At 52.0% G+C, this 7247-nt stretch carries 7 protein-coding genes; 1 reads left to right on the forward strand and 6 read right to left on the reverse strand.

The window, feature by feature from the left end; genetic code table 11:
- The 6 genes from HMPREF3050_RS01965 to rluD all read right to left on the reverse strand — a co-directional run.
- The coding region (locus HMPREF3050_RS01965; protein ID WP_141758380.1) for an ATP-binding cassette domain-containing protein at positions 1-1773 on the reverse strand (1773 nt) is incomplete at its 3' end.
- Between the two features lie 51 nt (positions 1774-1824).
- Positions 1825-2451: a hypothetical protein gene (locus HMPREF3050_RS01970; protein WP_070773260.1), complete on the reverse strand. Its 627-nt coding sequence runs from the start codon at positions 2449-2451 to the stop codon at positions 1825-1827.
- Between the two features lie 88 nt (positions 2452-2539).
- Positions 2540-3157, reverse strand: a complete 618-nt coding sequence (locus HMPREF3050_RS01975; protein ID WP_070773261.1) for an SUKH-4 family immunity protein — start codon at positions 3155-3157, stop codon at positions 2540-2542.
- Positions 3158-3633: 476 nt separating this feature from the next.
- Positions 3634-4404 carry a peptidoglycan editing factor PgeF gene (gene pgeF, locus HMPREF3050_RS01980; RefSeq protein WP_070773262.1) on the reverse strand — a complete coding sequence of 257 codons (771 nt, stop codon included), beginning with the start codon at positions 4402-4404 and terminating at the stop codon, positions 3634-3636.
- Between the two features lie 41 nt (positions 4405-4445).
- Complete coding sequence (locus HMPREF3050_RS01985) at positions 4446-5030, reverse strand: hypothetical protein (RefSeq protein ID WP_070773263.1); 585 nt, start codon at positions 5028-5030, stop codon at positions 4446-4448.
- 82 nt (positions 5031-5112) lie between these two features.
- Positions 5113-6237: a 23S rRNA pseudouridine(1911/1915/1917) synthase RluD gene (rluD, locus tag HMPREF3050_RS01990; protein ID WP_070773264.1), complete on the reverse strand. Its 1125-nt coding sequence runs from the start codon at positions 6235-6237 to the stop codon at positions 5113-5115.
- Here rluD and HMPREF3050_RS01995 point away from each other — a divergent pair.
- Positions 6236-7042: an outer membrane protein assembly factor BamD gene (locus tag HMPREF3050_RS01995; protein WP_070773265.1), complete on the forward strand. Its 807-nt coding sequence runs from the start codon at positions 6236-6238 to the stop codon at positions 7040-7042. The genes rluD and HMPREF3050_RS01995 overlap by 2 nt on opposite strands.
- Positions 7043-7247 lie beyond the last annotated feature (205 nt).

Raw genomic sequence — 7247 nt, forward strand, 5'->3', positions numbered from 1 at the left:
TTCACGCACGCCGTTTTGGGTTTCAGACGACCCTATATCTTTTCCTTGAAGGTCGTCTGAAAGTTCAGAATGCCTGTCGTCCGATTCCCCTTCCGCGTGCGTGGCTTGCGCCACACACCCTACGGTCGGGGTTTCCGCTGGTAGGGTGTGTGAACTTTGTTCACGCACGCCGTCTGTATTTTGGCGAAACTCGCGCTGTTCACTTTCAGAGTGCGCGGCCTCCTGACGGGACGACCTTTCCCCACCTTCCCCGCCTTCCGCTTCAATCAGATACTGCACAAACGCTTCTTCCAAATCCGGCGCATTCTGCCTTGCCGCCAGTTCGGCGGGCGTGCCCACCGCCAGCACGCGGCCTTTGTGCATAAAGGAAATGCGGTCGCAGCGGGCGGCTTCGTTCATAAAGTGGGTCGAAACGAAAATGGTGATTTTGTCTTCGCGGGAGAGTTTCAGAAGATGCCGCCAGAACATATCGCGGGCGGCTGGATCGACCCCCGAAGTCGGTTCGTCCAAAATCAATACTTCGGGGTGGTGCAGGCAGGCGGCGGCCAGTTGTAGGCGTTGGCGAATGCCCAGCGGCAGCGATGCGGGCGCGGTGTCGGCAACGTCCGCCAAATCAAACTGTTGCAGGGCTTCTTCCACCGCCGCCGCGCCTTTAGCACCCATCTGGTAGAGTCTGGCGTGCAAATCCAAATTGCGGCGCACGCTCAGTTCTTCATACAACGAAAACGCCTGCGACATATAGCCGACGCGCATTTTCGTGTCCAAGCCGCCCGCGTCTATCGGCTTGCCCAACAGCGTGGCGGCGCCTTCGGTCGCTTCCAACAAACCGGTCAGCATTTTCATGGTGGTGGACTTGCCGCAGCCGTTGCTGCCGAGAAAGCCGAAAATCTCGCCTTTTTGAATGGTGAAGCTGACATGGTCCACAGCAGTAAAATCACCGAAACGCTTGGTCAGCCCGTGCGCTTCCATCGCGGGCGGCGCATCGGGATCGGGGACGAACGGCGTAATGTCCAAACCGCCCGAACCCTGCTGTTTCTCCGGCGGCAGCATTTTGACGTAGGCCTCTTCCAACACGTCGGTGCCGTAATCCGCCAGCACGTCGGCAGTAGGCTTGTTTTCCAGCAGCCTGCCCGCGTCCATCGCCAGCAGCCGCTCGAAACGCTGCGCCTCTTCAATATAGGCGGTCGCCACAATCACGGTCATGCCCGCGTGTTCCCGCCGCAAATCGTCTACCAACGCCCAAAATTGGCGGCGCGACAAAGGGTCCACGCCCGTGGTCGGTTCGTCCAGAATCAGCAAATCCGGGCTGTGCACCAGTGCGCAGCACAAACTCAGCTTCTGCTTCATCCCGCCCGATAGCTTGCCCGCCGCCCTGTCGGAAAACGGCGCAAGGCGGGTCGCCTCCATCAGCCGCGCAATCTGCCGCGTGCGTTCCTGCCCGTCCAAACCGAAGAGCCGCGCATGGAAATCGATATTCTCATACACCGACAAGGTAGGATACAGGTTGCGCCCCAAACCCTGCGGCATAAAGGCGATGCGGTGCGACAAATCCCGCCGCACGTCCTTGTCCGCCATATCGCCGCCCAACACTTCCACCCGCCCGTCCTGAATCACCTTCACACCCGCCATCAGCGAGAGCAGCGTCGATTTGCCCACACCGTCCGGCCCGATCAAACCGACCGTCGCGCCTTTCGGAATGTCCAGCGACACACCGTCAAGCGCAAGGGTCTTGCCGTAGCGGTGGGAAAGGTTTTGGATGGAAACGGTGTTCATCAGAATTTCCTTAATCTGCTATTTGTTTTTTCAGACGACCTCAAGCCAACATCATCCCCAAAACGCTTCTTCAAACCCTGCCGCGCATTCGGGCGGCAGTTCTCTGTACAGCAAATCGTGCAATGCCGCGCTCAATTCTGCAACCATACAACAGCCTTCTTCATCATAAATCGCCCTGCCCTCCGCCTGCCATTTCTGTTCAAAATCATAAATAGCCAACAAAGTTTGCATCAATGCAGCCACGGACGGCGCAACAAGGCGGCGTTTTTCTACCGTGCCGTAACCGGTCATCAGCCAATAAACAGGGCTGTCAGGTGAAGCGGTATCGGCAAAAAGAATCGAATCGTCAGACATTACGCCAAACACTGCCCATTCTTCGCGCCAGCCTTCTATCGGCAGATATTGTTCGGCTTTGAGGTCCCAGCCAAACGCCCAATCGTTCCAAATATCCGGCAGCCTTGCATAAGTCAGCCATTGCAAAAACAGGGTTTCCATTTCCAGCCAATAATCGGCAAGCAGGTTTTCACTCCGCCACGCGCCGTCCATATAGCGGTAAAACCCGTCCAACGCGCCCAAATGCAGATGCGGCCCGCCTTCCAACGGCGGCAATTCCTGCGGCTCTTGCTTGTAAGGAAGACCAAAAGTTTGGGCAAAGGTTTGAATCAGTTTATCGTTCATAGCATTGACCGTCATGTTACGCAGATACAGCGTTAAATTGATTTTGGATGGCTTGGGTCTCTATATTACTTTTCTTCAACGGAAAGTTTTACAATTTTTCAGACGACCTCTCTGCCTCCAGATAACGATGCTCCGGCATACCGACATTCCGCGTAACAGGATTATCCATCAACGGAAAAAAGCCCTCCTCCAGCTCATACAGCAACTGTCCCCAAAAAGCATCTTCCGCAGCCGCTTCAAGATCGGCTTGCTCCAGCCAACGGGTCAAGTTTTCGGTTATTTCTCCATCTTTCGGCAACCCGCCTTCTAGAACAAAGCCTGACTTGAGCAGGAACACTTCCGCCATCAAACGGCAATAAGTCTGCACAAACAAATCCAAACTGCTGCCGGCAAACACCAGTTCCTTCTCCCAAGCATTTTTCGCCTCGGGTGAATACAGCCACACCCGTCCGTCCGCACCAGCAACAAAATAAGCTCCGCCGTAACCGTACTTACCGAAACAACGCACCTCACCGAGCGGCGTATCAATAGACACCGTTTCATCGGAAAAGCGGACGAAGTAAAAACAGGCGGGCGGATAGTCGGTTAAAAGTGCAATCACATCACGGCAATAATCTTCAAGCGACGCCTTCTTACCCGAAACATAGTCGGCAGGACGGCATATCGCAATACCGTCAGCGGTTAAAGCACGGTGCAAATCAAACATACGGTTTCCTTGTTTTCAGACGACCTCAATAGCGTCATATGCAATGACAAATACCGCCTGATTTATAGTGGATTAACTTTAAACCAGTACGGCGTGTTGCCTCGCCTTAGCTCAAAGAGAACGATTCTCTAAGGTGCTGAAGTACCAAGTGAATCGGTTCCGTACTATCTGTACTGTCTGCGGCTTCGTCGCCTTGTCCTGATTTATAGTGGATTAAAATTGCAATGATACGGTGTTGCCAACGCCCTTATGTACTACCCGTACACGGCGGGCGTTGCCACCTTGTCTCATTTTTATTTTAATCCACTATAAAGTTAATCCACTGTATCTAAAGGATACAACGAACAAAGGTCGTCTGAAAACCGTTCCTGAAATTGAGGAAACCGATATTTTCAGACGACCTTAACGATATTGGAACCGATACGTTTAACAACGACTTTTTTCAGTCAAATATCGGATACACGGTTTACCGCGCATTATTCCGCCAACCAAATCAGGCTGGCCATGCGGCCGGTTTGTCCGTCGCGGCGGTAAGAGAAGAAAGTGTCGCGCTCCAGGACTGTGCAGTGTGTGCCGCCGTAAATCATGTCCACCCCTTCGCGGCGCAGAACCAAACGCGCCAGTGCGTAGATGTCGGCAAGATATTTACCGCCGCCGATGTCTTCGAATGCGTCCTCAGCTTCGGGCATGGGCGTACAAAATGCGTCGAACACGTCTTGTCCGACTTCGAATGCGTCCGCGCCGATGGCAGGGCCGAGATATGCCATGATTTCGACGGGCGCGACATTCATTGCGGCTATGGTGTTTTGCAATACGCCGCCCGCCAAACCGCGCCAGCCCGCGTGTGCGGCAGCGACGACCGTCCCGGCTTTATCGCAGAACAAGACAGGCAGGCAGTCGGCAGTCATCGCGGCGCAGGCGGCTTTGCCCGTGTTGTCCACCGAAGCGTCTGCGTCGGGCGTGTTGCCCAATGCGTCGGCAGCGTTGACGACGATGGTGCTGTGGATTTGATTGAGATAGGCAACGGGCAGACCGACCTGTTCCTGCACAATTTCACGGTTGCGGCGCACGGCATCGGGATCATCGCCGACGTGCGAACCAAGGTTCAAACTTTGATACACGCCTTGGCTGACGCCGCCGTTGCGCGTGGTAATCAGGGTTTTCACGTTGGCAGGCGCAGGCCAATCGGCTGTCAGGAAGTTTTTGCCTTGCGGGGCGAGGTTTAGGGTTTCTGTGATGGTTTTCATGCTATGTCGGGAACGGGTTTTCAGTCAGCTGGAGTTAAAATTTATTCATTTGTTTCATATTTTTCCCGAATCTTTAAATTAAGGAATATTAATGTGTAATAAATAGATAGAACTAATGTCATTCTAGGTTCAGATGTTTTTATTTTATTTAGAAATTTAAAGAGACCACTTTCTTCAGAATGATCTGGGAGACTAAATTTATCCAAAAAATGCTTATGAAATGGAATAAGCGGTTCGACATCTGATTTAATAAAGCTCAAGATGCTTTCTAATCTTGTGTAATCAATTTGACCATTAATCCGGTGAGCGAGCCGATTCCTGATAGTATTTACATTTGCGAATATATTGTATCCCCAGTCAGGCAGTTTTAAAGACTTAGCCATTTTTAATTTATGATCAAAACTGATAGTGATTTTTTGCTCTTCGCTATTCCCTTTTTCTTGAAACCAAAACATTTTTTCTTGGTTGCAAAAGCTGCATATGTAAATCTCTAAAAACTGCTCACAAATTAAATGTATTCTTAGGACTGCTCCAATTTCATCATCAGTGTCTCGGATCTGATCAAGTATTTCTTTATTTTCTTGAAATAATTGAAGATACAATCTGTCAAACATTTCTATATTCATATTTGATCTGCTATTTTGTTAACTTGAACAGAATATTGTTTTCAGACGACCTTCTGCATGAAGGTCGTCTGAAAACACCTATTTAATCCCTCACATAAACCACTTCGACATCGTAGTCGTCTTCGTTCCAATCATCGTCGTCATCCGTGCCGAGTTTGTCCTGCCATTCTTCTTCGTTGCTCAAAGACGAATCCAAGCCTGACTCGAGGCGCAGGACGGAGAGCAGGTGATACATATCGTCGGGAATCGGGGCTTCGAAGGAAACGGTTTCGCCGGTTTTCGGATGGACGAAACTCAAGCGGTAGGCGTGCAAAGCCTGACGCGCGCCCAGACTTTTGACGGCTTCTTTCACCGGTTCACTGCACGGATGGCGCAGGTTGCCGTAAACGGGGTCGGCAGCAAGCGGGTGGTTGGCTTCGCGCATATGGACGCGGATTTGGTGCGTCCTGCCTGTTTCGAGCGAGCATTCGATGTAGCTGTGGGCGAGATAGCGTTCCAACACTTTGACGTGGGTAACGGCAGGTTTGCCGCCGAATTTGACGACCGCCATTTTCAGGCGGTTGTGCGGATCTCGTCCGATTTGGGTTTCGATTTTGCCGTCAAAGGGGACGATGCCGTTGGCGACGGCGCGGTAAATGCGTTTGACCGTGCGTTCTTGAAGCTGCTGCACGAGGGAATTTTGTGCAGGCAGGGTTTTGGCGACCACCATCAGCCCGCTGGTTTCCTTGTCGAGCCTGTGGACGATGCCCGCGCGCGGAATCTGGCTCAATTCGGGACAATGCGCCAGCAGACCGTTGAGCAGTGTCCCCGTCCAGTTGCCTGCGGCGGGGTGGACGACCAGTCCGGCGGGTTTGTTGACGACGATGACGGTATCGTCTTCGTACACAATATCCAAATCCATCGCTTCAGGTTTGAACGCAAGATTCTCTTCGCTCGGACGTACCGTTACGCTGACGGATTCTCCGCCTATCATTTTGTCTTTGGGTTGGGCAGGCTTATCGTTTACAATAACCGCGCCTTCTTTAATCCACGATGTCAGGCGGCTGCGCGAATAATCAGGCATAAGCTTTGCCAACACAGCATCCAGCCGCCCGCCCGCAAGCTCCAGCGGAACAGTCAAATTAACACAACTTTCTGCTTCGGGGGCTGACGTAAAGTCTAAATCGTCGCTATAATCGGCTTCATTATCAAAGGAAGTATTCTGCATGAAAAAAATTCTTTTAGTAGTTTCGTTAAGTCTGGCACTCGGTGCCTGTGCAAGCAATAAAGGTACGGTCGATAAAGACGCGCAAATCACACAAGATTGGAACGTGGAAAAACTCTATGCCGAAGCGCATGACGAGTTGAACAGCAGCAATTATACGCGAGCCATCAAGTTATACGAAATTTTAGAATCCCGCTTCCCCAACGGCCGCTACGCGCAACAGGCGCAGCTGGACACCGCATACGCCTATTACAAAGACGACGAGCCTGAAAAAGCCCTCGCCGCCATCGACCGCTTCCAGCGTCATCACCCGCAACATCCGAATATGGATTACGCGCTTTACCTCAAAGGCTTGGTTTTGTTCAACGAAGACCAATCCTTCCTCAACAAACTCGCCTCTCAAGACTGGTCCGACCGCGACCCTAAAGCCAACCGCAGCGCATATCAAGCATTTGCCGAATTGGTACAACGCTATCCGGAGAGCAAATACGCCGCCGACGCAACCGAGCGCATGGCGAAGCTGGTGGACGCATTGGGCGGTAACGAAATCTCCGTTGCCCGCTACTACATGAAACGCGGCGCCTACCTTGCCGCTGTTAACCGTGCCCAAAAAATCGTCGAGCGTTACCAAAACACCCGCTACGTCGAAGAAGCCCTCGCCATGATGGAGCTTGCCTACAAGAAACTGGAAAAACCCCAACTCGCCGCCGATACCCGCCGCGTCTTGGAAACCAACTTCCCGCAAAGCCCGTTCCTGCAACACCAATGGCAACCAAACGACATGCCTTGGTGGCGCTACTGGCGTTAAGGCTTGAAGTCTAAAGTATAGTGATACCGTATCACCCTATGCTTTTCCGAAACCAAAGGTCGTCTGAAACTGGGAAATACAGTTTCAGACGACCTTTTTATGTTTCAAGCAATCCGTGGACAAAGCCCACGCTACCGCTCCTACATCGCCTGACCAAGTGCGACATTTCAAAAATATAGTCAATTAAAATCAAAATAGGACAGTA

Source organism: Neisseria sp. HMSC065D04 (genome assembly GCF_001815675.1).
In the GTDB taxonomy this organism is placed as follows: Bacteria; Pseudomonadota; Gammaproteobacteria; order Burkholderiales; family Neisseriaceae; genus Neisseria.